A 25,083-nucleotide genomic window follows, 5' to 3' on the forward strand; every position below is an offset into this window, starting at 1 on the left:
TCGTGCGGAACGGCTGCCGGGGCGGCGGTGGTTTGAGTCTCAACATGGCTCATCAGCGTTACCCTTATGGTTGGTTTTACGCTTCCACGTCATGCCCGATGGCATGGTAGCGACGGTTGAAGTAGACCAGCCCGCGCGGGGCGTCGCTGATGCGGATCGCCTGCACCTGGCAGTAGAACACCGTGTGGCTGCCCACTTCATGGCAGGTGTCGATCACGCAGTCGAAGCTGGCGACGGACGAGCTCAGCACCGGCGCGCCGCTGGCCATCACCTGCCAGGTGTCGTACTCGAAACGTTGCTCGGAGCGCAGGCTGGCGTTGGCGAAGATCCCGGAGAGATCCTGGTGGTCGCTGGAGAGGACGTTGACGCACAGGACCCGGTTCTGCTTGAAGGGCTCATGGGCGTAGGAGTTGCGGTTCATGCACACCAGCAGCGTCGGCGGCGAGTCCGTGACGCTGCAGACGGCAGAGGCGGTAAACCCAAACTTGCCCGCCGGGCCGTCGGTGGTGATCACGGAGACCGCACTGCCCAGTTGCGCCATGGCATTACGAAATTCGGTTTGCAGTGTCATAAGGAATTCCTCACAGATCGATAACTAAACGGGCGCTTTTTGCCCGGGAACAACACAACAAAATCTGGTCGCCGTCGGCTTTCTCTTCGTCGGTCAGGTAGCTGTCGCGATGATCCGGCTCGCCTTCCAGCACGTCGGTCAGGCAGCTACCGCAGATCCCCTGCCTGCAGGAGACACACACCTTCAGCCCGGCCAGCGCCAGCGCCTCGACGATGCTCTGGTTCTCCAGCACCTGCACGGTGATGCCGCTGGCGGCGGCGAACACTTCAAAGGCCGCCCCGCCGGTGACCACCCCGGCGCTGAAGCACTCCTGATGCACCTGCTCCGGGCGATAGCCCGCTGCCGCGGCCTGTTCGCTGACCGCATCCATCAGCCGCGTCGGGCCGCAGGTGTAGACGTGGGTGTTGGCCGGAACGTCGCTCAGCACGGCCGCCAGGTTCAGGCGCTGGATATCGCTGAAGTGCAGATGAACGCGGTCGGCATACGGAGCCTGCTCCAGTTGAGAGATAAACGCCGCCTGTTCCCGCGTCCGGGCGCAGTAGTGCAGGCTGAACGAGCGCCCGCTGGCGTGCAGTTCGGCGGCCATCGCCAGCATCGGGGTGATGCCGATCCCGCCGCCAATCAGCAGGCAGTGGCTGGCCGTTTCCTCCAGCGCAAACAGGTTGCGCGGGTCGCTGACCTGAACCCGATCCCCTTCGTTCAGGGCGTGGGCGGCAAGGGAGCCCCCCTGGGATTTACTCTCTTTGAGAATGCCGAGCTGGTAGTGGCGGCGATCGTTCGGGTCGCCGCACAGGGAGTACGGACGCACCAGGTCTTCTGCCAGATGCAGATCGATATGCGCCCCCGCGCTGAAGGGCGGGAGGTCGATACCGTCAGAATGCGCCAGCGTCAGCAGGACCACCTCGCCCTGCAACTCCCGCCTGATAACCTGTAATGTCAGCATGTTGACTCCTTAACGCATAAACAGGCCGCCGTTGATGTCCCAGGTCGCCCCGGTGACAAACGACGCCTGCTCTGATGCCAGCAAGGCCACGGCCTGTGCGACAAACTCTGCTTCACCTAATTTGCCGACCGGGATCATCTGCAGCAGTCCGGCCATCTTCTCTTCCGGAACCAGGGCGTGAACCATCGGCAGATCCATCGGGCCCGGGGCAATGGCATTCACCGTCACGCCGGATTTACTCAGCTCGCGGGCAAACACTTTGGTGAGGGTCAGGATCCCGCCCTTCGAGGCCGCGTAGTGGGCCCCGGAGGCGGTTCCGCCGTTCTGCCCGGCCAGTGAAGCCAGGTTGATGATGCGGCCATAGCCTTTGCCCGCGAAGTAGCGCCCCATGGTCTGGCAGCCGACAAAGGTGCCGCGCAGGTTGGTGGAAATCACCCGGTCGAACTCGTCGACCTCAATCTCCATCACCGGCGTGGCGAGGGTCAGCGCGGCGTTGTTCACCAGCACTTCAAGGCTGCCGAAACGCTCGAGGGTGGCCGCCAGCGCTTTGGCGAAATCCTGCGGCTGGCGGATATCCAGCCCCAGCGCCAGGACTCTGCCCTGCCCGTTATCCAGGCGATCCGCGGCCTGCTGCGCCCGGGCGGCGTCGACGTCGGTCAGCACCACCTGATATCCCTGCTCCAGCAGGTGGGCGGCAATCACGTTGCCGAGACCGGCGGCGGCGCCGGTCACTAATACGGTTTGCGTCATGGACGGCTCCTCAGAGGATGTAGCCGATGCTGTGCAGCACATCGTCGCTGTTGACCAGGCGGATCACCTTTTGGGTAATCAGCAACCTGCCGTCCTGCGGCTTGAGGTGCCAGGTGATGTCCGCCGCGTAGTGGCGGCTGTGCCCCTTGCGGTGCTCCCACAGGGACTGCGCCCCGCGCACCACGATCAGATCCTCGCTGGATTCCAGCAGGCGGAAGCGCGACAGGGTGCGCAGCGTTCTGGCGCGCGGCGTGGTGGAGATGGACTCCCCGCTGTAGAGACGCTTCACCCGGCGCTCGCGCATGTGGTGATCGTCGCAGGCGTAGTTGAGGGTGTTTTTAAAATCGGTTTCATTCGCGTCGATGGGCACCACGTACAGGCCGTCGCGCTGCCACAGCTCCAGCCAGGCGTTGAACTCGCCCTGGTCCAGCAGATCGCCTTCGAGGTTGATTACGGACATGGCCGCAAACAGGACAGAATCTGGGGTCATCATTTTTCGCTCTCCGTCATCAATTTTTTCCACTGCTGATAGGCTGCGCGCATGCCGGTCTCGGCGCTGACGTCGCTGCGCAGGCCATCGTCGGTGCGGTACTCACCGGCAAGGCCGCGGTTGAGCATGATCCACAGGTCGTCGCCAGCGGTGGCCCCGCGCTGCACGCGCTCCCAGGCTTCGGAGTCGTCGGGGGTGCCAAAGCCCATCGGCCCCTGGAAATGTTCGTGCAGACGCAGGCGCGCCTGGTTGGCAATCTCCGGCCCGCCGTCCATGGTGATCACCGCGTGGTGGATTTCGGTTTCCATCACCGAGATCGGCTGCAATACGCGGAAGAAGGCCATCGAACAGGCGATATTCGGGAACAGGTTGAGGTTGAAGCCGGAGCCGCCCACCGCGCGCACGATGCGCTTAACCTGCTCTTCGTCGTGATCTTTGCGCAGTTCATTTGCCAGTTCGACAAAGCGCTCCGGGATTGGCGCATCGAGGTTAGCTTCCAGATCCACCAGCTCGGGGATCATCACCATCACGCTGTGGCCGTTGCCGAGATCTTCCACATAGCCGCTGCCGTCCACGAAGTTGAGCATCTCTTCGGTCTGCTTATCCACCGAGCTCAGGAAGGAGCGGTGCACCACCGGGAAGTGGTAGCCGTCGGTGGTGTTCTCCAGCTGAATTTTCCAGTTGCCCGGGAAGCGGAAACGGTGCGCAGGCCCGGTCTTGATCGGGTAGCCCGCCCCCTGCTTCATAAACAGATCCATCCACTTCTTCGCCGCGCCGAGGAAATCCTCCAGCGGTTCGATCTCGTCGTTAAAGGTGGCGAAGACCATGCCCGCATACTGTTCGGTACGCAGCGACACCAACCCCAGCTCGTTTTTCTCAAGCTGATCGGCATAGCTTTCCGGGTGCGGCACGCCGCGCAGGCTGCCGTCGAGGGCGTAGCCCCAGCCGTGGTACGGGCAGACGAAGCTGTTGGTCTTGCCGCTGCGGTGCTCGCAGACGGTGGCCGCGCGGTGGCGGCAGCGGTTCAGCAGGGTGTGAATGGTGCCTTTGCGGTCACGCACCACGATCACTGGCTGGGTGCCGATCTCGGTGGTTTTGAAGCTGCCGGTCTCCGGGATCTCGCTGACGTGCGCCACCCAGACCCAGGTTTTGCTGAAAATACGCTCCAGCTCCAGCTGGAAGAGTTCGTCTGAGGTGTAGAGCGACGTGTGGACGCGGTCATGCTTTACCAGGCCCGCAATCTCTTCCCGGCTCAGGCTCGGCTGCGCGGTGGTATCGATATTCTTGACGTTGATGATGTGGTCACACTGCATAATCTTTCTCCTGCTGGCAGTCGAGGTTCTAGTTTTTGTCAGGGACAGGTAACGCATCCGCCGCATGCCAGTGGCTCACCGGCCGGCTGAACAGGTTGCGGGTGGTGAAATGGTGCATGGTCATCTCACCCGCCTCGCGACGGAAAATAATCTGCAGCTCGGCGGCATTCAGATGCGCGCCCCCGGCGGTAAAGGCGGAGGTTTGCAGCATCTGCCAGCGGCCATGCAGCTCGCCGTCGGCATCGTGATACAGCGCTTCGGAGCACAAAAAATGGCCGTTCAGGGCGAAGTGCGCGGGCGTGCGGACGTAGCCCGCCATCATCGCCACAATCGCCTCGCGCCCCTGATGTCTTCCCAGCCGGGTGGCGTAAGGCTCACCCAGCCCTTCCCAGCAGGCGTCTGCGCTGAACAGGGCCCCGATGGCCTGCACCGTCGCCATGTCGTCCAGCCGATCGCACAGCCGCATGTAGGTGCTGATACAGACCCGGGCGGCCTGCTGATCTTCAAGCTGCTGTAAACGCAGCGCATCCTGTGGGCTCATGATCCACTCCGTTACTGAATGATCAGTTCACGACCGACGCGGGCTTCGATCTTGCAGTACTTCCACAGCTTGCTGTCGCCGTCGCCCACCGGGGTGGTGCGGAACAGGTTGCAGGCGGCCACCACACTGTCGAGGGTGTCGGCATCGGCCAGCACGTAGGTGGTCCACGGGGAGGTGGTGGACGGGCCGACCATCAGGCGGTCATCGTCCATGTTGCCGATGACGCGGATCCCCTGGGTTTCGTCGATGCCCTTCATCATCACGCCGAATGCGGCCCACACCTGTTTGGCTTCTGCCGGGGTAGCGTCAAAGAAGTTCTGGTTCACGCCGATGCAAAACAGCACGCGTAAGGTTGTTGTCTGGCTCATCTGTTGCTCCTTTCGTAAAAATTACAAATAACCCGGCAGAGGCTGGCCACCGAAATAGACCGTACCGGCGTTGAGATAAGAGAGGTCGCCCATAAAGGCGTGCTGGGTGATCACCATGGTGTCGCGCACGTAGCGTTGCAGCGGGCTTTTCATGGTGATGCCGCCCATGCCGTTCAGCGCCAGCGCCTGGCGGGTGACCTCGGCGGCCACGCGGGTGACGTGGGTGGACGACAGCCGCAGGGCGTTAATCTGCTCGCAGGCCGGATCATCCCCGGCGAGAATGCACTGCCAGACGTCGTCGATGGCGTCGTAGAACCAGGCCCGGGCGGATCGCAGATCCGCTTCGCAGCGGGCAATCTGCATCTGCGCCTGCGGGCGGTCGGCGAGGCGCGGCGCGCCGGTGACCGACTGCTGACGATGGGCAATGGCATAGATTTCATTGAGAGCCGCGCGGGCGACGCCGAGCGCCACCACCGACAGCACCTGGGTCGCGAGGGACAGCACCGGATAGCGATAGAGCGCCCCTTCCAGGTTGAGCGCGCCGCCGCGAACGAAGGTCCACTCCTGCGGCACAAAGGCGTCGTTCACCACCAGATCGTGGCTCCCGGTCCCGGCCAGGCCGACGGTGTTCCACACCGGGTCGATCTGCACGCTGTCACGCGGTAGCACCGCCATGCGCGGCAGGGTTTCGCCACTCTCCGGCAGGATCCCGACGCCAAACACCGAGGCGCCCATGCTGCCGCTGGCAAAGCCCCAGCGTCCGGTGACGCGGTAGCCGCCATCCGCCAGCACCGCTTTCTGCGGCGGGAAGATGCCACCGGCAAAGACCACGTCCGGGCCGTCGCGGTAGAGTTCTTTTAAGGTGTCCGCCGGCAATGCGCCGAGATAGAACGGGCTCATGCCGAAGCTGGCGACCCAGCCTGCGGAGCCATCGGCGGTGGCGATCTGCTCGATCAGCTCACAAAACTGCGCCGGGGAGCACTCTTCGCCGCCGTAGATTTTTGGGACTAAGGCGCGATAGACGCCAATCTGCTTAAAGCGGGCGATGATGTCGTCAGAGATATGACGCTGTTGCTCAAAATCGGCGCTGCGGGTGGCGACTTCATTCAGCAGTGGAACGAGTTCCTCACGAACATGAACGGCAGACATAGCTTCCTCCCAAAAGAGTGTGCGGCCCGCAGAGAGACGAGTGCTGCCGCAATGAGTGGTACTCACTGAGTTATGGTTAAAACTGAACGGTAAAACGGGATGTTTAGCGGCGTCGTCGCCCGGACAACCACTCAGCCGCCTGAACCAGCAGACCCTCCTGCCCTTTGGCGGCGACGAGCTGCAGCGCCACCGGGCGTCCGTTTAGCGTGCCCGCAGGCAGGGTCAGCGCCGGATGGCCGCTGAGGTTAAACGGCCGCACCAGACGGGTGAGGTTCACCACGGTCAGCGGATCTTTCGCCTCTTCCAGGGTTGGCGGCAGTTCCGGCAGGGTTGCCAGCGCCAGCAGAGGGGTTTTCGCCAGTTGGGCATCCACCTGGGCGGTAAAGACCTGGCGGATGGTTTCTGCGGCATGCAGGGCACCGGCATCGATATCGGCCCCGGCACGGATGCGGGTAGCGACATCGGCGGAGAGCCGCTCATCGCTCAGGAGCGGGTTAAACGCCTGCCAGTTTTCGTGGCTGATGATGGTCAGCCCGGCGCGATGGGCATCGCCCAGCAGCGGGAGCTCAACCTGATGGGGACGCAGGTCAGCCTGCGCCAGGAACTTCAGCAGCAGCGAGTCGATGTCGACGAGCGCCGCCGGGATAAAGCCGATGGCGGGCATCGTCTGTAATGGGGCGTCAACCGGCAGCCCCAGACGGGCCAGTACCTCGCGCAGCACCTCGGCGCGGCGGGCGAAGATCCCTACGCAGTCCAGCGAGCTTTGGGCGGGCATCACCCCTTCCCGGCTAAGCTGGCCGTAAGTTGGCTTTAAGCCGAGGATCCCGCAGCAGGCGGCAGGCATGCGCACCGAGCCGCCGGTGTCGGTGCCGAGGGCAAAATCGACCTCGCCGGAAGCCACTACCGCGGCAGAGCCGCTGGAGGAGCCGCCGGGGATCAGGTCAGGAAACTGCGGGTTAACCGGCGTGCCGCCCCAGGGGTTGATCCCGGTGACGCCAAACGCCAGTTCATGCAGGGTGGTTTTTCCGGTCAGGACGCAGTTCTTCCCGAGAAGGGTCGCAACCACGTCGGCGTGCGTTGCTGCCACCGGGTTTGCCGCCAGCGCCGGGCAGCCTGCACGGGTCGGAAAGCCTGCGATGTCGAGGGTGTCTTTCACCGCGAAGCGCAGGTCGCCCTCACCAAGGGTAAACTGCGCGACGTAACCATTGCTCTCAGTAACGGGCTGCATAATTCGCACCTTAACCAGAAAAAACGAATCATATTCGGGCGGGGCAGTCTTCGCTGCGGTTCGACCCACGTTTGCTCAGGTCAATCATGGAATATTTAGATGAATATTCAAGTAATATTTCACGTTAATTTTACGAAAAAATAACACTGAAACATTTTGTTAACACATGTGGATAAGTGGGTCAGGATGATGAAAAATAACAATAAAGCCTGCACGGGAATCAAAAAAAAGCCGCCCTGACAATCAGGACGGACTGTTTATAAAATCATTTATTTACAGTGGCTTATAACAAATATCTACGGCGGTCACAAAACCGCAATTCTCCCTGTGGCAGCTTCAAAGCTCGTTGAGGTTGTCGAGCACCTTCGACAGGGAGAGGTTCATTTTTTCCATCTGGGCGGCGGTCATGCCCTTAAAACCCTTCTCGAAAACCTTGCTGGCAAGACGGTGTGCCTCGGTCACTTTTTCGCGTCCGGCATCGGTGAGCATCACCTCGGTGACTCTGGCGTCCTGTACGCTGCTGGCGGTGGTGACCAGACCGTCATCGCGCAGCCGACCGACGATTTTGGTGACGGTGGGCATTTTAGTCATGGCGTATTCGGAGATCTGCGAGATGCTGGCCTTACCGTACTGCTCGGTAATCATCAGCACCCGAAAGCGGGACACATCAAGCTGCACCTTTTTCAGTGTGATTTCCATAACTTGCGTATAGCGCGCGTAGACGTTGACGATCCAGTAGAAGGGGAACTCTTCGCGGTGAAAAGTGGGGCCGGTGTCTGACGATGTCTTCGTTTGACTCATGAAATGACGTTCCAGAAGTGATGCAATGGCCGCAATTATACCCGCTATTGACCGCCCGCTATAGCCCGATCGCACCCTGCCCCGGGCTGTTAACAAATCGCCGCGCCACAAAAGCCGATCGATATCGCATTATGATTCGAAAACGCTACGTGATTAACATTTGCGTATCATTTTTTAAACAGAACATTGACGTTCATATGTGCGGTTTCCTATACGTTAGCGCACGTGTTCAGCTTGCACGAAATAACAACAATACCTCTAACCGCTATGTGGAGCATTTCATGAACGACAGCCCATCGATGGAACAGACACGTGACAACGTGCTGGGTCCGCCTTCGTCTGCTGACGGCACGCTCGATCCGCGTCAACAGCGAGTGATCAAAAAGTTGTTCCGGAGATTGATCACTTTTTTGTTCATTCTTTTCGTCTTTTCGTATCTGGATCGCATCAATATCGGCTTTGCCGGTCTGACGATGGGCAAAGATCTGGGCCTTACCAGCACCATGTTTGGCCTGGCAACCACGCTGTTTTACGTGATGTATGTCATCTGTGGGATCCCCAGCAACGTGATGCTGAGCGTGGTGGGCGCCCGCCGCTGGATCGCTATTCTGATGGTGGTGTGGGGGATTGCGTCCACGGCCACTATGTTCGCCACCGGCCCTAACAGCCTGTATGTGCTGCGTATGCTGGTGGGGATTGCCGAAGCGGGCTTCCTGCCGGGGCTGCTGCTGTATTTAACGTTCTGGTTCCCGGCGCACTACCGCGCCCGCGCCAACGCCCTGTTTATGATTGCCATGCCGGTGACGATGGCGCTGGGGTCGCTGGCCTCCGGGTACATCCTGAATCTTGATGGGGTGATGAACCTGAAGGGCTGGCAGTGGCTGTTCCTGCTGGAAGGCTTCCCGTCGGTGATTCTGGGCTTCGTGGTCTGGTTCTGGCTGGACGACAGCCCGGATAAAGCGCGCTGGCTGACCCAGGATGACAAAGCCTGTCTGAAGGAGATGCTGGAGGCGGATCGCCTGAACGCCATCAGCACCCGGGAGCGGGAACAGGCCGCGACGCTGGTACCGCAGCAGCGCAGCGTGATGCGCGAGCTGTTCACGCCGACCATCATGCTCTACACCCTGGCCTACTTCTGCCTGACCAACACCCTCAGCGCCCTGAGCGTCTGGACGCCGCTGATCCTGCGCAGCATCAGCGAAGAGAGCAGCAACGTGACCATCGGCATTCTGAGCGCCATTCCGCAGGTGTGTACCATTGTGGCGATGGTCTGGTGGAGTAAACGTTCCGACAAGCGCAACGAGCGTAAGATCCACACCCTGCTGCCGTACCTGTTTGCCGCCGCAGGCTGGATCCTGACCGCCACCAGTACTAATCCGATGCTGCAGTTCACCGGGATCGTGATGGCCTCGTCAGGTGCCTTTGCCGCGATGGTGATCTTCTGGACCACCCCGGATCGTTCCATCTCCCTGCGTGCCCGCGCGTTGGGTATTGCGGTGATCAACGCCACCGGGATGACCGGTGCCGCGCTGGGGCCGCTGCTGATGGGGCTGATGAAAGATATCACCGGCAACTTCAACGCCGGGATCTTCATGGTGGCCGGTTTCCTCGTGCTGGGTGCGGCGGTGATTGCCTTGATCCCGATGAAACACGCAACGAAGCAGGCAGAGTCGTTGAAAGGATTGCCGACGAACGGGTGATTTTTAGCACCTGTGCGGCATGTTCCCCCTCACCCTAACCCTCTCCCTCAAGGGAGAGGGGATCTATCGTGGACACATTTAGTCCGCTGCCACCGGTTTAACCCGCACCCCGGCGAATACCATCACCATCGCTGCTACCAGCAGCACGCCGCTGGCGGTAAATACCCCGCTCGCCCCGTTGAGATCGAATACTGCTCCGCCCCCGGCGGCACCGGCGCTGATCGCCAGCTGGATCGAGGCCACCATCAACCCACCTGCGCTTTCGGCTTCGTCGGTGACGGTGGTTGCAAGCCAGGTTGACCAGCCCACCGGCACCAGACCAAACGCAAAGCCCCACAGGCTCACCAGCAGGCCGTCCACCAGCGCCAGATGCCCGAACGCCACCATCAGCAACGCCAGCATGCCCATCGCCAACGGTACCAGCGCCAGAGTCAGGCGCAGGTTGCGGGCCAGCAGATGCCCGGCAATGGAGGTGCCGACAAAGTTCGCCACCCCAAAGCCCAGCAGGATCAGCGAGATGGTCTCCACGCTCACCTGCCCTACCGTCTCAAGGAACGGACGCAGGTAGGTAAAGAAGGCGAAATGGCCGCTGAAGATCAGGATGGTGGCCAGCAGGCCGCCCACCATTCCCGGACGGCGCAGCACCCGCACCAGAGTGCCGAGGCTGCCGCTGTTTTCCGGGCGCATCGACGGCAGCACCCACAGTTGCCACAGCAGAGCCAGGGCGCTGGGCACCACGCAGAGAATAAAGACGTTACGCCAGCCGATCAGGCTGCCGAGATAGCTCCCCAGCGGCGCGGCCACCACGGTGGCAATCGACACCCCGGAGAAGATAATTGCCAGCGCTTTAGGCACATCGCTGGCGGGCACCAGCCGCATCGTGGTGGCGGTGGACATCGCCCAGAAGCCGCCTATCGCTACCCCCAGCAGCAGGCGTCCGCTCAGCAGTACCTCCAGCGACGGTGCAAAGGCCACCAGCAGGCTGGAGACGATCTGCAGCACGGAGAAGAACATCAGCACCCAGCGGCGGTCGATGCTTTTGGTCGCCGGGGTGATCAACAGGCCGGTGACCAGCGCCACCAGCGCGGTGGCGGTCACCGACTGCCCGGCGACCCCTTCGCTCACCCCCAGACTGGCGGCCATGGGCGTCAGCAGGCTGGCAGGTAGAAACTCGGCAACGATCAACCCGAACACCCCGAGCCCCAGGGACCAGACCGCGCGCCAGGCCGGTCTGGCCGGGGCGCTGGCCTCGTTTGCGACGATGGATGAATGCATTTGTAATACTCCCGTTATGAAAATGTGACGTATGTCGCAAAGCATAGGAAGTTCACCGCGGACGATCTATGACATATAATCTTCATTTATTGATTATTCGTCCGGGAATAGAGAAATGAACCTTCGCTCGCCAGATTTGATCAGTGAGTTACTGCGCGGTATGCGCCTGTCGGGGGTGAAATACCGCCGCATTGAGGCCAGCGCGCCCTTTGGCGTGGCCTTCGGCGCGGCCCCCGGCAAAGCGCAGTTCCACTTTATCAGCCGGGGTCCGGCGGTCCTGCGGATGCACAGCGGCTCGCGGTTCGAGCTTAACAGCGGTGACGCGGTCTTTCTGCCGAACGGGGATGCCCACGCCCTGCTCTCCGGGGATGACGCCACCATCACGCCGGTATCGGCCTTCCCCAGCGAACCGATCTGCAACAGCGTGTGCGACATTCACTGCGAGCCGTGTCCGGACAGCGAGAACGTGGTGATATTCAGCGGGTGCATGGATTTCGATCTGGGCGGGATGCAGCCGCTGATCAAGGCGATGCCGGAAGTGATGATGGTCAGCCGTCTGATGACCACTTGGCCGGAGATCCATCCCCTGCTGGTGGCGATGGAGCGGGAGTCGATGGCGCGCCAGGTCGGTTTTGCCGGGATCCTCGCCCGGCTGGCGGACGTGGTGGCGGCGCTGATTGTCCGCGGCTGGGTTGAAGCCGGGTGCGGTAAGGCCACCGGCTGGATCCAGGTTTTGCGCGATCCGCGCCTCAGCCGGGCGATCTACGCCATGCACCAGCAGCCGGGCATTAACTGGAGCGTGGCGGAGCTGGCAAAAGAGGCGGGAACGTCGCGGTCGGTGTTTGCCGAGCGTTTTCTCTCAGCTACCGGCACCACGCCGGCGAAGTACCTGAGCGAACTGCGGATGCGGCTGGCGATCCAGTATATCGGTCAGGAAAATCAGGCGATTGAAACCGTGGCATTGCGCCTCGGCTACAGTTCGCTGGCGGCCTTCAGCCGGGCGTTTAAGCGGATTGTCGGCCAGTCGCCGGGAGCACTGCGCGAAGCCAGTCAGACCCCACAGGAGATCTGACCGGCCCGGAGAGTTACAGCCAGCTCTGCTGGACAGGCGCGCCTTCGGTGCGCTCCGCCCGGGGCATCTCAATGGCCAGGGTTGACAGGTGTTTGGCCCACAGGTCAGCCACCCATTTTACGCCGCGCGCGGTAAAGCGTGCCTGAGACCAGGTGCGCTCGTTTTCACCCACGCCGCTGTGCAGGGTAAAGTAGCCCGCATCGATGTGGTGCTGCGGCGGAACCAGGTTGCCGCCGACGCGCTGCATGATGTTGCGCTCCAGCAGAAACTCCCGGAACTGGGGCTCTTTGGCCTTGAGGATCTTACAGAGCTGGCGGAAGCCCAGCGACTCCTTCACCTGCACGAACTGATCAAAGAACGCCGCCTTGGGGGCCCAGAGCGCAAGCTGCTCTTCGGCACGCTGGCGTTTTTCATACTGCTCGGCCCAGGCGCGCGCCGCCGCCGCCGGGTTGGTGAAGTCCGGGATATTGACGTTTCTCTCCTGCTCCTGCCAGCGATCGAGCATGGCGGCAGTGAAGCCCGGGGAGATACGTGAAACCGTCAGCAGGGAGTCCCGTTTGTTCAGCAAAAACTCCTGCCGCGTTTCACCTTCGCGCTCATACAGGCTGGTCGTGACCGGCTGCGAAAGACGCTGCGCCGTTTCCAGGCTTTGCACCATACGCTTCACCTCGGTATGGGCAATACCGGTCAGCTTCGCGATTTCGCGACTGCTGATGGTGGCAAGCTGGCCACTGGACTGGAAAGTTTCAACAGGAATTACCATAGGTTTCACCCCTCACTCATACATTACTCGGGTAATTTGCTCTAATAGTATACAAATACCTGTTCAAATATCCAGTATAATTTTTAAACGATCATCTTCAATGCCGCGCCACGCCTAAGTTGCGGTAACTAAGGCTGTTTCTGGTTTTCACTTTTTTCAGATGTACCAAAATGCGCGGTGTCGCCGTGGCCGTGTTCTCCGCTGCCCTGCACGCGCTTAAGCTGAATCACCTCGCCGCGCTGCCAGGCGTTGGCGCCTTCCGCTACCGGGTGGGCCAGGATATCGGCCCGCCGGGCTTTGATCTCCTGAGTATCGATCTTCAGGCGGCGATCGCGATCCGCCAGCAGCGCCGGATCGAGCTGTCCCTCTCCGGTAAAGCCCATCATCAGCGCCGGGATGCCGAGCGGCAGGGTTTTGTCGCGATCCGTATGCCAGGTGTGCCAGGTTTTGCCGTAGGTGTTGACGATTTTATTCATCAGCGCCTTGTCGGCAACCGCAGGCAGGCCGGGGGCCACCAGGCTGCCCGATTTCACTTCGTACTGGTGGCTGTGCCAGAGCTTTTTCTCCTCCGGCGGCAGGGTGTTAAACAGGCGCTCGCTGATGATGTACTCCACCCCCATCAGGCGGGCATCTTTGGTATTACCGTCATAGATGACCGCCTGCATCACCTCTTCATTGAGCACGGTCACGTAGTGATGGGCTTCCATCTGCCCGTTTTTATCCCCGCTGTAAAAATGAAAGCCGTCCAGATACGCGCTGATGGCCTCCACCGGCGGCCGCGACTGGATAACCTGAGCCCCCGTTTCCAGGGTACTCAGGGTGGCAGAGGTACTTTTACCGGGGAGAGGGGCCTGGGGCGGGGTATTATTCGCGCCGCAGCCGACAAGCAGCAGGACAGCAAGATTCAGAGGTAACGATTTCATTGGCACTCCCTTTCATAAAACCTGGTTATGAAGGTAGTGCAGATGAGGGAATTGATCCGGCATATCTGAGAAAAAACAGCGGCTTCGCTCGTTTTCATCCGCAACGGTAAATTGTCTGTATATGCGCAAAATGTGGTGTCGAACACACGAAGTCACTCAGTTTCGTCTAAGGTTTTCAGGTGATTAATGGCAGCGGTCGCGCTGCCCGGAGAACCCAGGAGAACAACCATGATGAGACCTCAGCAGCACGCAGCACTGCGGCTGGCGATTGGCGGCATCCTGCTTGGGATTACTGCCTACAGCTATGCGGACGAACCGTCCGGCGCAATGAAACAAGCCCCTGATATTCTGTTTGGTCCACTGTTTAACGACGTGCAAAGCGCCAAACTTTTCCCGGATCAGAAAACCTTTGCCGATGCCGTACCGAAAAACGATCCCCAGACGATCCTTGCCGACTACCACATGCAGCGTAAACAGTCCGGGTTCGATCTGCGCCACTTCGTGGAGATGAACTTCACCCTGCCGACCGAAAAAGAGAAATATGTGCCGCCAGCGGGTCAGACCCTGCGGGCCCATATCGACGGGCTGTGGCCGGTGCTGACGCGCACCACCTCCAGCGCCGGGAAGTGGGATTCGCTGCTGCCGCTGCCGCAACCCTACGTGGTGCCGGGCGGGCGCTTCCGCGAGATTTACTACTGGGACAGCTACTTCACCATGCTCGGGCTCGCGGAGAGCGGCCACTGGGACAAAGTCGCCAGCATGGTGGACAACTTCGCCTATGAGCTCAACAGCTGGGGCCACATCCCTAACGGCAACCGCAGCTACTACCTGAGCCGCTCCCAGCCGCCGTTCTTTGCCCTGATGGTCGAACTGCTGGCGACGCACGATAAAGACGCCCTGAAGAAGTACCGTCCGCAGATGGAAAAAGAGTATGCCTACTGGATGGAGGGGGTGGATGCCCTGCAGGCGGGCCAGGCCAGCCAGCGCGTAGTGAAACTGGACGATGGCGCAGTGCTTAACCGCTACTGGGACAATCGCGATACGCCACGCCCGGAATCCTGGCTGGATGACATCAACACCGCGAAAAAATACCCCAGCCGCCCGGCGACCGAGATCTACCGGGATCTGCGTTCTGCAGCCGCTTCCGGCTGGGACTTCAGCTCGCGCTGGATGGACGATCCGCAGCAGCTGGGGACGATCCGCACCACCAGCATCGTGCCGGTGGATCTGAACGCCCTGATGTTCAAGATGGAGAAACTGCTGGCGAAGGCCAGCCAGGACGGGGGTGACAGCGAAGCCGCCAGCCGCTACGAGGGTCTGGCCGCCGATCGTCAGAAAGCGATGGAACGCTATCTGTGGAACGACAAACAGGGCTGGTACGCCGATTACGATCTGAAAAACAAACAGGTTCGCGATCAGCTGACCGCCGCGGCGCTGTTCCCGCTGTACGTTAATGCTGCCTCGCAGGAGCGCGCGGACAAAACGGCGAAGGCCGCTGAAGCCCAGCTGCTGAAAGCCGGGGGCATTTCGACCACCACCGTTAACAGCGGCCAGCAGTGGGATGCGCCTAACGGCTGGGCTCCGTTGCAGTGGGTGGCGACCGAAGGTTTGCAGAACTACGGCCATAAAAAAGTGGCGATGGACGTGACGTGGCGCTTCCTCACCAACGTGCAGCACACCTACGATCGCGAGCAGAAGCTGGTGGAGAAGTATGATGTCTCAACGACCGGCACCGGCGGCGGCGGCGGCGAATATCCATTGCAGGACGGCTTTGGCTGGACCAACGGCGTGACGCTGAAGATGCTGGATCTGGTTTGTCCGCAGGCCAATCCTTGCGACAAAGTGCCCGCCACGCAGCCCGCGGCCAATGATGCGTCGGTAAGCACGACGCCATCGACCACCAGCGAGCAACCGGCGGCGAATAGTTCATCGACAACCAGTGACCAGCCAGCGGCCAATGATGAACCGGCAGACGCACAGAAAAGTGTCGGCCAGCAGTAACCTCCAGGCCGCTTGGCGGCGCTACGCTTGCCGGGCCTGGAAGGTCAAAGGCGACATGTAGGCCGGGTAAGGCGTAGCCGCCACCCGGCATTTCGCACCGGTGCAGGCCACAAAAAAACGGCTCTAAACAAGAGCCGTTTTATACGTTTCAGGCGCGTCGCACCATTCTGTAAACAAGTAGCACGATAATGGCACCCACCACAGCCACCAGAAAACTTTGCAGGTTAAATCCGGATACACTGCCGCCGATGCCAAACATCGTTGCCAGCCAGCCGCCGACAACCGCACCTACGACCCCAAGGATACAGGTCACAATAAAGCCGCCGCCATCACGTCCCGGCATGATGAATTTTGCGATAACGCCAGCAATCAGACCAAATACAATCCAGGCGATGATACCCATAGCAATGCCCTCTTGCAGAGTTAAGCCCGTGCGGAACACCGGCCCGCGCAGGTAATACTAAGTATAGGCAATAGCGGGAAAACCAGTTTTACTACACCGACTTAATTGCGGCTGAGGCGAAAAAAATAATTACCGGTTTGTATTAAGTTCCGCGCCGGCGTGCCGATAACGCATCCACAGACTGTCATCAATGAAGGAGCCCTGGGGCGTGAGTAATTACAGTGAGCAGTTCCTGAAAACGAATCCGCTGGCGGTGCTAGGTGTAATACGCGATCTGCAAAAAAATGACGTACCTGTCCGCATCAGCTGGGGCAGCAACCAGTTCATCAGCAAAATTCTGGATGCGACCCCGGAGCGCCTGGTCATGGATTTGGGCAGTCAGGAGTATGAAAACCGCGCGGTGCTGCGCGCAGAAAACATCACCGTGGCCGCTGATACCCAGGGAGCGAAAGTCGAATTCGAACTGCCGCGCATTGAGCAGGGCAATTACCAGTCCCTGCCCGCCTTTATCACCCCCCTTCCGACATCGGTGTGGAGCATTCAGCGCCGGGAATATTTCCGTATCAGCGCCCCGCTGCATCCGGCCTACTTCTGCAAAGCCAAAATGCCGGACAAGAGCGTGATCCGTTTTCGTCTGCACGACCTGTCGCTCGGCGGCATGGGTGCGCTGATGGATACCGCCAAACCGGAAGGTCTGGTGGAAGGGATGCGTTTTTCGCAGATCGAACTGGATATGGGCGGCTGGGGTCGCTTCTTCTTCGATGCGCAGCTGATCACGGTAAGCGAGCGTAAAGTGGTGGACAGCAAAAACGAAACCATCACCACGCCGCGTCTGAGCTTCCGTTTTCTTAACGTCGGGCCAGGGCCGGAGCGCGAGCTGCAGCGGATCATCTACTCGCTGGAGCGCGAAGCGCGGGAACGTGCTAACAAAGTGCGTTGATCGCCACCGGGCAGCGCGACGCTGCCCGGCAGCCGATTACATGGCGTCCATCGCTTTCTGCACTTTCCAGATATAGCGCGGTGCCTGCGGTGCGGGGTGGTTATTGACGACATGCTCAAAGAACTCGTCTTTATCCATATCGTTGATTTCGGCTATCGCCTTTTTGCGATCCGACGAGAAGGTGCGCAGCAGCGCGCCCGCGCCGTTAACGTACGAGACCACCAGTGCATATTGCATTACTTCCGGATCGTCGATTCCGTTCAGGATCCCGTGCTCAAGAATGCTCAGATAGGCGGTACCCATGGAGATATTGCGCTCCGGGTTTTTTAGCTCGCTGGTGGAGGGTTGCCCGCTCCAGCCCATGTGCCGGTAAACCTCGCGCCCGGCGGTGGAGGCTTTAAGCTGCATCAGGCCCACCGCGTTCGATTTACTGACCAGATTCGGGTTACCGCCCGACTCCACCGCAATGATGGCCGTCACCAGACGCGGGCTGACGCCCCAGGCCTCACCAGCTTTTTCACTGATCGGCATCCACTGCATCGCCCGTTTAACCGGGACTTCCGGGTTCCATTCCGGCTTCTGGTAATCCTGCTTTGAACTGCATCCTGCAAGCAACACAATCAAAAAAGCAAACCATCTTAATTTCACGTCATCTGTCCTTATGGTCATTCATCGCTGTTACCCTATCCTCCGCTTGATGAAGGACGCGCTCAGGCGGCATGATATATACATTCAGCTTTATAAGTCAGCAAGGAAATGCCATGTCTCAGTTTCATCTCATCGCACCATCAGGTTACTGCATTAATCAGGAAGCGGCGCAACGGGGCGTGGCGCGATTAATGGAAGAGGGCCATCAGGTACAAAATCAGACGATTATACCCCGCCGCCAGCAGCGATTTGCCGGTACCGAGGCTGCGCGCCTGAATGATATCAACGCCCTCACCCGCCTGTCCGGGGCCAACCAGATTGTGCTGGCGGTACGCGGCGGCTACGGTGCCAGCCGCTTGCTGGAGCAGATCGACTGGCAGGGGCTGGCGAAACGTCAGCAGCAGAACCCTTTGCTTATCTGCGGTCACAGTGATTTCACGGTGATCCAGCTGGGCCTGCTGGCGCTGCACAACGTCATCACCTTCAGCGGCCCGATGCTGGCGGGCAATTTCGGTGCGCCAGAACTGAACGCCTTCACTGTAGACCATTTCTGGCGGGCGCTGCGTAATTCTACCTACTCCGTCGAGTGGCAGGGCGATGGCCCGCAGTGCGAATGCGAAGGCCAGTTATGGGGCGGCAATCTGGCGATGGTGGTGTCGCTCATCGGCACCCCGTGGCTCCCCGCCATTGAGAACGGCATCCTGGTGCTGGAAGACATCAACGAACACCCGTTCCGCGTCGAACGTATGCTGCTCCAGCTGCTTCACGCGGGCATTCTCGACCGTCAGCGGGCGATTGTGCTCGGCAGCTTCAGCGGAGCAACCCCCAACGATTACGATGCCGGATACTCTCTTGCGACCATGATCGATTATCTGCGCGCCCGTGTGTCGGTGCCGATTATCAGCGGGCTCGATTTCGGCCATGAACAGCAAACCGTCACCCTGCCGATTGGCGCACAGGCGACGCTGGTTCATACATCAAGGGGAAGTTCTTTAACGTTGAGCGGTCATCCGGTGTTAAAGGCATAAAAAAAGCCCCTTAAACGCCCGATTTCCGCGCTGTGAGGGGCGTTAATATGTTAGGGTTTTAATAACAGTCACCACGTCGGGCAGGGAGTACGCAAACATTGGATGCCGCAGCAATAATCAGTCTTTTTATCCTGGGTTCAGTTCTTGTAACCTGCAGTATTTTATTGAGTTCATTTTCATCACGTCTTGGCATCCCCATTCTGGTTATTTTCCTCGCCATCGGCATGCTGGCGGGGGTTGATGGCATCGGCGGTATTCCCTTCGATAATTACCCGTTTGCGTACATGATCAGTAACCTCGCCCTGGCGGTGATCCTGTTGGATGGCGGGATGCGCACCCAGGCCAGTTCGTTTCGCGTGGCGCTGGGCCCGGCCCTGTCGCTGGCGACGGTCGGGGTGCTTATCACCTCCGGCCTGACCGGGATGATGGCGGCGTGGCTGTTTAAGCTGGACATTATGGAAGGGCTGCTGATCGGCGCGATTGTGGGCTCAACCGACGCCGCGGCAGTCTTCTCGCTGCTCGGCGGCAAAGGGCTGAACGAACGTGTCGGCTCGACGCTGGAGATTGAATCCGGCAGTAACGATCCGATGGCGGTGTTTCTGACCATCACCCTGATTGAGATGATCCAGCAGCATGAAACTGGCCTGAGCTGGATGTTCGCCTGGCACATCCTTCAGCAGTTTGGCTTAGGCATCATCATTGGCCTCGGCGGGGGCTATCTGCTGCAACAGATGATCAACCGTATTTCGCTCCCGGCGGGGCTCTATCCGCTGCTGGCGCTGAGCGGCGGGATTTTGATTTTCGCCCTCACCACGGCGATGGACGGCAGCGGCATTCTGGCGGTCTATCTGTGCGGCTTCCTGCTCGGCAATCGCCCTATCCGCAACCGCTTTGGCATTCTGCAAAACTTTGACGGCCTGGCGTGGCTGGCGCAGATCGGCATGTTCCTGGTGCTGGGGCTGCTGGTGACGCCGTCGGATCTGCTGCCGATTGCCATTCCGGCACTGCTGCTGTCGCTGTGGATGATCTTCTTTGCCCGTCCGCTGTCGGTGTTTGCCGGTCTGCTGCCGTTCCGGGGCTTTAACCTGCGCGAGCGGGTGTTTATCAGCTGGGTGGGGCTGCGCGGCGCGGTGCCTATCATCCTCGCGGTATTCCCGATGATGGCCGGGCTGGATAATTCCCGTCTGTTCTTCAACGTGGCGTTCTTTGTGGTGCTGGTGTCGCTGCTGTTCCAGGGCACGTCCCTGTCGTGGGCGGCGAAAAAGGCCCGCGTGGTGATCCCGCCGGTGGGCTGGCCGGTCTCCCGCGTGGGGCTGGACATTCACCCCGAAAATCCGTGGGAGCAGTTTGTTTATCAGCTCAGCGCCGATAAGTGGTGCGTGGGCGCCTCGCTGCGCGATCTGCATATGCCGGAAGAGACGCGCATTGCCGCCCTGTTTCGCGATAACGCCCTGCTGCACCCGACCGGCAGCACCCGGCTGCGCGAAGGGGATATTCTCTGCGTGATTGGCCGGGAGCATGACCTCCCTGCCCTCGGCAAGCTGTTCAGCCAGTCGCCGCCGGTGGCGCTGGATCAGCGCTTCTTCGGGGACTTTATTCTGGAAGCCAGCGCCAAATTCGCCGATGTGGCGTTGATCTACGGCCTGGACGAGGGGCTGGAGTATCGCGATAACCAGCAGACGCTGGGCGAGATTGTGCAGAAGCTGCTGGGAGCCGCACCGGTCGTGGGTGACCAGGTGGAGTTCGCCGGGATGATCTGGACGGTGGCGGAGAAAGAAGATAACGCTGTGCTGAAGGTGGGTGTCCGCGTGGCGGAGGATGCTGAAGAGTAGGCCGGGTAAGCGTAAGCGCCACCCGGCGTTTGACTCCGGTGCTGATGCCGGGTGGCGGCTACGCCTTACCCGGCCTACAAAACTGCTTTTGCTTTTATATGGTAACCACCGGCACCCGCGGCGCTAGCGCGGTTAACAACTCATACCCGACGGTGCCCGCTGCGGCGGCAACGTCGTCCACTTTCACCTCGTTGCCCCACAGCTCAACCGGCGTACCGATCCCCGCCTGCGGGCACGGGGTCAGGTCAATCGCCAGCATATCCATCGACACGGTACCGACCGTGCCGGTACGCACGCCGTCCACCCACACCGGAGTACCGGACGGGGCAATGCGCGGATAGCCGTCGGCGTAGCCTCCGGCGACAATGCCGATCCGCTGCTCGCCCGGGGCGCGGTAGCGGCTGCCGTAGCCCACGGTATCCCCCGCCTTCAGGGTCTGAACGCCGATAATTTCGCTGCGCAGGGTCATCACCGGCTTCAGGCCGCTGTTGGCGATATCCTGCCACTGCCCGGACGGTGACGCGCCATACAGGACGATCCCCGGACGCACCCAGTCAAAATGCGCCTCCGGATGCCAGAGCGTCGCCGCCGAGTTAGAGAGCGAGCGCGGGCAATCCAGCCCCTCTGCCGCCTGCTCGATGCGCTTCATCGGTTCGGCAATGCCCTCCGGCTTTTCCGCATCGGCGAAATGGGCCATCAGGGTCATCTCCCCGACGTTCTTCAGCGCCCGCAGCTGTTGCCAGACGCTGTGAACCCGCTCCGGCTGGAAACCGAGACGGTTCATGCCGCTGTTCACTTTCAGATAAATATCGAGCGGGGCGTGGAGCCTGGCATTCTGGAGCGCCTTGACCTGCCAGTTGCTGTGCACGCTGGTGGTCAGGCGGTACTTATCAAACAGGGGCAGCTCATCTGCGTGGAAAAAGCCTTCGAGCATCAGGATCGGTCCTTTCCAGCCGCGCTCGCGCAGCAGGATCGCCTCTTCGAGATTGAGTAGCGCAAAACCATCAGTCGCGCTTAATGCACTCCAGACGCGATCCAGACCGTGGCCATAAGCGTTAGCTTTGACCACCGTCCAGACGCGTGAAGCTGGCGCAGCGCGACGGACAATTTGCAGGTTATCCTTCAGGGCCTGCAGATCCAGCTGAGCCAGAACGGGACGGGACATGACGACTCCTTGTTAGTTATGCGCGCCGTGTAAATGCTGTGGACGTGACGGCGTGAACCCCGGACGGTAGCGCGCAACGCTTAAATCATCGAACGGAATAGCGGGTGTGCGCCCGGAGATCAAATCACTGAGTAACTGCCCTGAACCGCAGGCCATTGTCCAGCCCAGGGTGCCGTGTCCGGTGTTCAGCCACAGGTTCTTAAACGGTGTCCGCCCGACTACCGGAGTGCCGTCCGGGGTCATTGGACGCAGCCCGGTCCAGAAGGTCGCCTGTTCAATAAAGCCGCCGCGCGGGAACAGGTCGCCAACGACCATCTCCAGCGTTTCCCGGCGCGGTTGCAGCAGCTCAGTGTTAAAGCCGACGATTTCCGCCATTCCTCCCACGCGGATCCGGTTGTCAAAACGGGTGATCGCGATTTTGTATGTTTCATCAAGGATAGTTGAAACCGGGGCGCCGCTGTCCTCTTTCACCGGGATGGTGAGCGAATATCCCTTCAGCGGGTAGACCGGAATATCCACGATGCCTTTCAGCATGGCGGTGGAGTATGAGCCGAAGGCCATGACGTAAGCGTCGGCCTTGACCACTTCATCGCCACAGAGCACGCCGTAGATGTTATCCCCTTCATACAGCAGCTTATCGACGGCGGTGTTGTAGCGGAATTTGACGCCCGCCTGCTCTGCCATCTGTGCCAGATTCTGGGTAAAGAGCTGGCAGTCGCCGGTTTCGTCATTGGGCAGACGCAGACCGCCGGTCAGCTTGTGCGCCACCTCGGCGAGGGCCGGTTCCACCTGCGCCAGCTGGCTGGCTTCCAGCAGTTGATACGGGACGCCCGCGTCCTCGAGGACGGCGATATCACGGGTGGCGTTTTCGTACTGCTGGGCGGTACGGAACAGCTGCAGGGTGCCCCCCTGACGGCCTTCATACTGGATGCCGGTGGAGGCGCGCAGCGCTTTCAGGCAGTCGCGGCTGTACTCCGCCAGACGCACCATCCGCCCTTTGTTTTCCATATAGTGCGAGGTGTCGCAGTTGCGCAGCATCTGCCACATCCACTTAAGCTGGAACTGCGTGCCGTCGAGGCTGATCGCCAGCGGCGCATGGCGCTGGAACATCCACTTAATCGCCTTCAGCGGAACGCCCGGTGCCGCCCAGGGCGCCGCGTAGCCCGGAGAGATTTGTCCGGCATTCGCAGCACTGGTCTCCAGTGCCGGACCCGGTTCCCGATCGATAACGGTCACATCGTGCCCGGCCTGACTTAAGTACCAGGCGCTGGTTACGCCAACGACGCCACTTCCCAGTATGACAACACGCATAGCCACTCCATTTATAAGCAAAAGAACAATCTTCTGGTTACATATTGATAACCCAGCTGAAAATATTATTCAACATAGGCATTTTTTATGGTGACTTACCTCACACCTTCCCCATATGACGGGGCTGGCGGGTATTTGGCATCTCCTGCTGCGCGGCATTTTTAACCAGCAGATTATGCTGTTGACCACCCCGTTTTCGCCATCGCCGCGACGGGAAATCGCAAAGAAAAAAAATAGCGTGCCAGCACGCTTTTGAATGCTGTGTTCTATGCTTGAAAAGAGGTTCTCCAGACAGAGAGAGCTACCAACAACGAGGGCGCGCTAATGGCTACTATTGATTCCATGAATAAGGACACCACACGTCTGAGCGATGGACCCGACTGGACATTCGAGCTGCTGGATACCTATCTGGCGGAAATTGATCGGGTGGCGAAACTCTACCGTCTGGACGCCTACCCCCATCAAATCGAAGTCATTACTTCTGAACAGATGATGGACGCTTACTCGAGCGTTGGGATGCCCATCAACTATACCCACTGGTCGTTTGGTAAAAAATTCATTGAGACCGAACGCCTGTATAAACACGGCCAGCAGGGGCTGGCGTATGAGATCGTCATCAACTCCAATCCGTGTATAGCCTACCTGATGGAAGAGAACACCATCACCATGCAGGCGCTGGTGATGGCGCACGCCTGCTACGGGCATAACTCGTTTTTCAAAAATAACTACCTGTTCCGCAGCTGGACCGACGCCAGCTCGATTGTCGATTACCTGATCTTCGCCCGGAACTACATCACCGAGTGTGAAGAGCGCTACGGGGTGGAAGAGGTTGAGAAGCTGCTGGACTCGTGCCATGCGCTGATGAACTACGGCGTGGATCGCTATAAACGTCCGCAGAAGATCTCCCTGCAGGAGGAGAAAGCCCGGCAGAAAAGCCGCGAGGAGTATCTGCAAAGCCAGGTGAATACGCTGTGGCGTACCCTGCCGAAACGGGAAGAGGAGAAAGCGGTGCCTGAAGCGCGCCGTTATCCCTCCGAGCCGCAGGAGAATTTGCTCTACTTTATGGAGAAGAACGCCCCGCTGCTGGAGCCGTGGCAGCGTGAGATCCTGCGCATCGTGCGTAAGGTGAGCCAGTACTTCTATCCGCAAAAACAGACCCAGGTGATGAACGAAGGCTGGGCGACCTTCTGGCACTACACCATCCTGAATCATCTGTACGATGAAGGCAAAGTGACCGAGCGCTTTATGCTGGAGTTCCTGCACAGCCACACTAACGTGGTGTTCCAGCCGCCTTACAACAGCCCGTGGTACAGCGGCATCAACCCGTACGCGCTGGGCTTTGCGATGTTCCAGGACATCAAGCGTATCTGCCAGAACCCGACGGAAGAGGATAAATACTGGTTCCCGGATATCGCCGGTTCCGACTGGCTGGAGACGCTGCACTTTGCGATGCGCGACTTTAAGGACGAGAGCTTTATCAGCCAGTTCCTGTCGCCGAAAGTGATGCGTGATTTCCGCCTGTTTACGGTGCTGGATGACGATCACAACAACTATCTGGAGATTTCAGCTATCCACAACGAGGAGGGGTATCGCGAGATCCGCTCCCGCCTCTCGGCCCAGTACAACCTGAGCAATCTGGAACCGAATATTCAGGTCTGGAATGTGGATCTGCGCGGGGATCGCTCCCTGACGCTGCGCTATATCCCGCACAACCGGGCGCCGCTGGATAAGGGGCGCAAGGAAGTTCTGAAGCACGTGCACCGTCTGTGGGGCTTTGACATTATGCTGGAGCAGCAGAACGAGGATGGTAGCGTTGAGCTGCTGGAGCGCTGCCCGGCGAAGGGGAATATGTTGTAATTCGGTGCGGC

At 60.0% G+C, this 25,083-nt stretch carries 24 protein-coding genes; 7 read left to right on the plus strand and 17 right to left on the minus strand.

From position 1 onward, the window contains the following. Positions 1 to 76: 76 nt before the first annotated feature. The 10 genes from FFB58_RS05635 to FFB58_RS05680 form a co-directional block, all read right to left on the minus strand. Complete coding sequence (locus tag FFB58_RS05635) at positions 77 to 571, minus strand: flavin reductase (RefSeq protein WP_138369305.1); 495 nt, start codon at positions 569 to 571, stop codon at positions 77 to 79. Positions 572 to 581: 10 nt separating this feature from the next. Beyond that, on the minus strand, positions 582 to 1,514 hold the full coding sequence (locus FFB58_RS05640) for a PDR/VanB family oxidoreductase (protein WP_138369306.1): 933 nt from the start codon (positions 1,512 to 1,514) through the stop codon (positions 582 to 584). 9 nt (positions 1,515 to 1,523) lie between these two features. Further along, complete coding sequence (locus FFB58_RS05645; protein WP_138369307.1) at positions 1,524 to 2,264, minus strand: SDR family NAD(P)-dependent oxidoreductase; 741 nt, start codon at positions 2,262 to 2,264, stop codon at positions 1,524 to 1,526. 10 nt (positions 2,265 to 2,274) lie between these two features. After that, positions 2,275 to 2,754, minus strand: a complete 480-nt coding sequence (locus FFB58_RS05650; protein WP_138369403.1) for an aromatic-ring-hydroxylating dioxygenase subunit beta — start codon at positions 2,752 to 2,754, stop codon at positions 2,275 to 2,277. After that, complete coding sequence (locus tag FFB58_RS05655) at positions 2,754 to 4,067, minus strand: aromatic ring-hydroxylating dioxygenase subunit alpha (protein WP_138369308.1); 1,314 nt, start codon at positions 4,065 to 4,067, stop codon at positions 2,754 to 2,756. The genes FFB58_RS05650 and FFB58_RS05655 overlap by 1 nt, the downstream gene beginning before the upstream one ends. 28 nt (positions 4,068 to 4,095) lie before the next feature. Next, positions 4,096 to 4,608: a nuclear transport factor 2 family protein gene (locus FFB58_RS05660; protein WP_039030752.1), complete on the minus strand. Its 513-nt coding sequence runs from the start codon at positions 4,606 to 4,608 to the stop codon at positions 4,096 to 4,098. 11 nt (positions 4,609 to 4,619) lie between these two features. Beyond that, on the minus strand, positions 4,620 to 4,976 hold the full coding sequence (locus FFB58_RS05665; RefSeq protein ID WP_039030753.1) for a hypothetical protein: 357 nt from the start codon (positions 4,974 to 4,976) through the stop codon (positions 4,620 to 4,622). Positions 4,977 to 4,997: 21 nt separating this feature from the next. Next, entirely contained in the window at positions 4,998 to 6,125 is a 1,128-nt protein-coding gene (locus FFB58_RS05670; protein WP_138369309.1) for an acyl-CoA dehydrogenase family protein, read from the minus strand. A gap of 103 nt (positions 6,126 to 6,228) precedes the next feature. After that, entirely contained in the window at positions 6,229 to 7,353 is a 1,125-nt protein-coding gene (locus FFB58_RS05675) for an amidase (protein ID WP_138369310.1), read from the minus strand. 336 nt (positions 7,354 to 7,689) lie between these two features. Continuing rightward, positions 7,690 to 8,154, minus strand: a complete 465-nt coding sequence (locus FFB58_RS05680; protein ID WP_039030756.1) for a MarR family winged helix-turn-helix transcriptional regulator — start codon at positions 8,152 to 8,154, stop codon at positions 7,690 to 7,692. 299 nt (positions 8,155 to 8,453) lie between these two features. Between FFB58_RS05680 and hpaX the strand changes: the two genes are divergently transcribed. Beyond that, complete coding sequence (hpaX, locus tag FFB58_RS05685; RefSeq protein ID WP_251930998.1) at positions 8,454 to 9,854, plus strand: 4-hydroxyphenylacetate permease; 1,401 nt, start codon at positions 8,454 to 8,456, stop codon at positions 9,852 to 9,854. A gap of 78 nt (positions 9,855 to 9,932) precedes the next feature. Here the strand turns inward: hpaX and FFB58_RS05690 are convergent, their stop codons facing one another. Beyond that, complete coding sequence (locus tag FFB58_RS05690; protein WP_138369312.1) at positions 9,933 to 11,129, minus strand: MFS transporter; 1,197 nt, start codon at positions 11,127 to 11,129, stop codon at positions 9,933 to 9,935. 115 nt (positions 11,130 to 11,244) lie between these two features. On the opposite strand from FFB58_RS05690, the gene FFB58_RS05695 reads away from it, so the two are divergent. Then, positions 11,245 to 12,201, plus strand: coding sequence for an AraC family transcriptional regulator (locus tag FFB58_RS05695; protein ID WP_138369313.1), 957 nt, complete (start codon positions 11,245 to 11,247; stop codon positions 12,199 to 12,201). Positions 12,202 to 12,214: 13 nt separating this feature from the next. Here FFB58_RS05695 and FFB58_RS05700 read toward each other — a convergent pair whose 3' ends face one another. Together FFB58_RS05700 and FFB58_RS05705 are read right to left on the minus strand one after the other, a co-directional pair. Next, positions 12,215 to 12,964 (minus strand): phage antirepressor KilAC domain-containing protein, encoded by a 750-nt coding sequence (locus FFB58_RS05700; RefSeq protein ID WP_039030760.1) that lies wholly within the window; start codon positions 12,962 to 12,964, stop codon positions 12,215 to 12,217. 128 nt (positions 12,965 to 13,092) lie between these two features. Beyond that, a complete protein-coding gene (locus FFB58_RS05705; RefSeq protein ID WP_138369314.1) occupies positions 13,093 to 13,887 on the minus strand; it encodes an OBAP family protein in 795 nt (264 codons plus the stop codon). A 228-nt stretch (positions 13,888 to 14,115) separates the two neighbouring features. Here FFB58_RS05705 and treA point away from each other — a divergent pair, with 228 nt between their 5' ends. Then, a complete protein-coding gene (treA, locus tag FFB58_RS05710; protein ID WP_138369315.1) occupies positions 14,116 to 15,888 on the plus strand; it encodes an alpha,alpha-trehalase TreA in 1,773 nt (590 codons plus the stop codon). 148 nt (positions 15,889 to 16,036) lie between these two features. Here the strand turns inward: treA and FFB58_RS05715 are convergent, their stop codons facing one another. Continuing rightward, on the minus strand, positions 16,037 to 16,291 hold the full coding sequence (locus FFB58_RS05715) for a GlsB/YeaQ/YmgE family stress response membrane protein (protein ID WP_039030762.1): 255 nt from the start codon (positions 16,289 to 16,291) through the stop codon (positions 16,037 to 16,039). Positions 16,292 to 16,499: 208 nt separating this feature from the next. On the opposite strand from FFB58_RS05715, the gene FFB58_RS05720 reads away from it, so the two are divergent. Then, positions 16,500 to 17,231, plus strand: a complete 732-nt coding sequence (locus FFB58_RS05720; RefSeq protein WP_138369316.1) for a flagellar brake protein — start codon at positions 16,500 to 16,502, stop codon at positions 17,229 to 17,231. Between the two features lie 36 nt (positions 17,232 to 17,267). On the opposite strand, the gene emtA is transcribed toward FFB58_RS05720, so the two are convergent. After that, positions 17,268 to 17,879, minus strand: coding sequence for a membrane-bound lytic murein transglycosylase EmtA (gene emtA / locus FFB58_RS05725; protein WP_039030763.1), 612 nt, complete (start codon positions 17,877 to 17,879; stop codon positions 17,268 to 17,270). A 113-nt stretch (positions 17,880 to 17,992) separates the two neighbouring features. Here emtA and ldcA point away from each other — a divergent pair, with 113 nt between their 5' ends. Together ldcA and FFB58_RS05735 are read left to right on the plus strand one after the other, a co-directional pair. Beyond that, positions 17,993 to 18,907, plus strand: coding sequence for a muramoyltetrapeptide carboxypeptidase (ldcA, locus tag FFB58_RS05730; protein WP_138369317.1), 915 nt, complete (start codon positions 17,993 to 17,995; stop codon positions 18,905 to 18,907). Positions 18,908 to 19,005: 98 nt separating this feature from the next. Next, the gene (locus tag FFB58_RS05735; protein WP_138369318.1) at positions 19,006 to 20,739 is read left to right on the plus strand and encodes a potassium/proton antiporter; all 1,734 of its coding nucleotides are present in this window, start codon (positions 19,006 to 19,008) and stop codon (positions 20,737 to 20,739) included. Positions 20,740 to 20,833: 94 nt separating this feature from the next. Here the strand turns inward: FFB58_RS05735 and dadX are convergent, their stop codons facing one another. Further along, complete coding sequence (gene dadX / locus FFB58_RS05740; protein ID WP_039030766.1) at positions 20,834 to 21,904, minus strand: catabolic alanine racemase DadX; 1,071 nt, start codon at positions 21,902 to 21,904, stop codon at positions 20,834 to 20,836. 12 nt (positions 21,905 to 21,916) lie between these two features. Then, entirely contained in the window at positions 21,917 to 23,215 is a 1,299-nt protein-coding gene (locus tag FFB58_RS05745) for a D-amino acid dehydrogenase (RefSeq protein ID WP_039030767.1), read from the minus strand. A gap of 324 nt (positions 23,216 to 23,539) precedes the next feature. Between FFB58_RS05745 and FFB58_RS05750 the strand changes: the two genes are divergently transcribed. Then, positions 23,540 to 25,072, plus strand: coding sequence for a SpoVR family protein (locus tag FFB58_RS05750; protein WP_039030768.1), 1,533 nt, complete (start codon positions 23,540 to 23,542; stop codon positions 25,070 to 25,072). Positions 25,073 to 25,083 lie beyond the last annotated feature (11 nt).

The sequence above is a fragment of the Enterobacter sp. MF024 genome (assembly GCF_005843915.1).
GTDB classification, from domain to species: domain Bacteria; phylum Pseudomonadota; class Gammaproteobacteria; order Enterobacterales; family Enterobacteriaceae; genus Enterobacter; species Enterobacter barmai.

Excerpts from the sequence above, each read along its gene's own strand:
- FFB58_RS05715 (WP_039030762.1), bottom strand. The coding sequence starts at position 16,291 with ATGGGTATCATCGCCTGGATTGTATTTGGTCTGATTGCTGGCGTTATC.
- ldcA (WP_138369317.1), top strand. The coding sequence starts at position 17,993 with ATGTCTCAGTTTCATCTCATCGCACCATCAGGTTACTGCATTAATCAG.
- FFB58_RS05660 (WP_039030752.1), bottom strand. The coding sequence starts at position 4,608 with ATGAGCCCACAGGATGCGCTGCGTTTACAGCAGCTTGAAGATCAGCAG.
- FFB58_RS05750 (WP_039030768.1), top strand. The coding sequence starts at position 23,540 with ATGGCTACTATTGATTCCATGAATAAGGACACCACACGTCTGAGCGAT.
- dadX (WP_039030766.1), bottom strand. The coding sequence starts at position 21,904 with ATGTCCCGTCCCGTTCTGGCTCAGCTGGATCTGCAGGCCCTGAAGGAT.
- FFB58_RS05655 (WP_138369308.1), bottom strand. The coding sequence starts at position 4,067 with ATGCAGTGTGACCACATCATCAACGTCAAGAATATCGATACCACCGCG.
- FFB58_RS05680 (WP_039030756.1), bottom strand. The coding sequence starts at position 8,154 with ATGAGTCAAACGAAGACATCGTCAGACACCGGCCCCACTTTTCACCGC.
- FFB58_RS05670 (WP_138369309.1), bottom strand. The coding sequence starts at position 6,125 with ATGTCTGCCGTTCATGTTCGTGAGGAACTCGTTCCACTGCTGAATGAA.
- FFB58_RS05690 (WP_138369312.1), bottom strand. The coding sequence starts at position 11,129 with ATGCATTCATCCATCGTCGCAAACGAGGCCAGCGCCCCGGCCAGACCG.
- hpaX (WP_251930998.1), top strand. The coding sequence starts at position 8,454 with ATGGAACAGACACGTGACAACGTGCTGGGTCCGCCTTCGTCTGCTGAC.
- FFB58_RS05650 (WP_138369403.1), bottom strand. The coding sequence starts at position 2,754 with ATGACCCCAGATTCTGTCCTGTTTGCGGCCATGTCCGTAATCAACCTC.
- FFB58_RS05665 (WP_039030753.1), bottom strand. The coding sequence starts at position 4,976 with ATGAGCCAGACAACAACCTTACGCGTGCTGTTTTGCATCGGCGTGAAC.
- FFB58_RS05745 (WP_039030767.1), bottom strand. The coding sequence starts at position 23,215 with ATGCGTGTTGTCATACTGGGAAGTGGCGTCGTTGGCGTAACCAGCGCC.
- treA (WP_138369315.1), top strand. The coding sequence starts at position 14,116 with ATGATGAGACCTCAGCAGCACGCAGCACTGCGGCTGGCGATTGGCGGC.
- FFB58_RS05705 (WP_138369314.1), bottom strand. The coding sequence starts at position 13,887 with ATGAAATCGTTACCTCTGAATCTTGCTGTCCTGCTGCTTGTCGGCTGC.
- FFB58_RS05645 (WP_138369307.1), bottom strand. The coding sequence starts at position 2,264 with ATGACGCAAACCGTATTAGTGACCGGCGCCGCCGCCGGTCTCGGCAAC.
- FFB58_RS05675 (WP_138369310.1), bottom strand. The coding sequence starts at position 7,353 with ATGCAGCCCGTTACTGAGAGCAATGGTTACGTCGCGCAGTTTACCCTT.
- FFB58_RS05700 (WP_039030760.1), bottom strand. The coding sequence starts at position 12,964 with ATGGTAATTCCTGTTGAAACTTTCCAGTCCAGTGGCCAGCTTGCCACC.
- FFB58_RS05695 (WP_138369313.1), top strand. The coding sequence starts at position 11,245 with ATGAACCTTCGCTCGCCAGATTTGATCAGTGAGTTACTGCGCGGTATG.
- FFB58_RS05640 (WP_138369306.1), bottom strand. The coding sequence starts at position 1,514 with ATGCTGACATTACAGGTTATCAGGCGGGAGTTGCAGGGCGAGGTGGTC.
- FFB58_RS05635 (WP_138369305.1), bottom strand. The coding sequence starts at position 571 with ATGACACTGCAAACCGAATTTCGTAATGCCATGGCGCAACTGGGCAGT.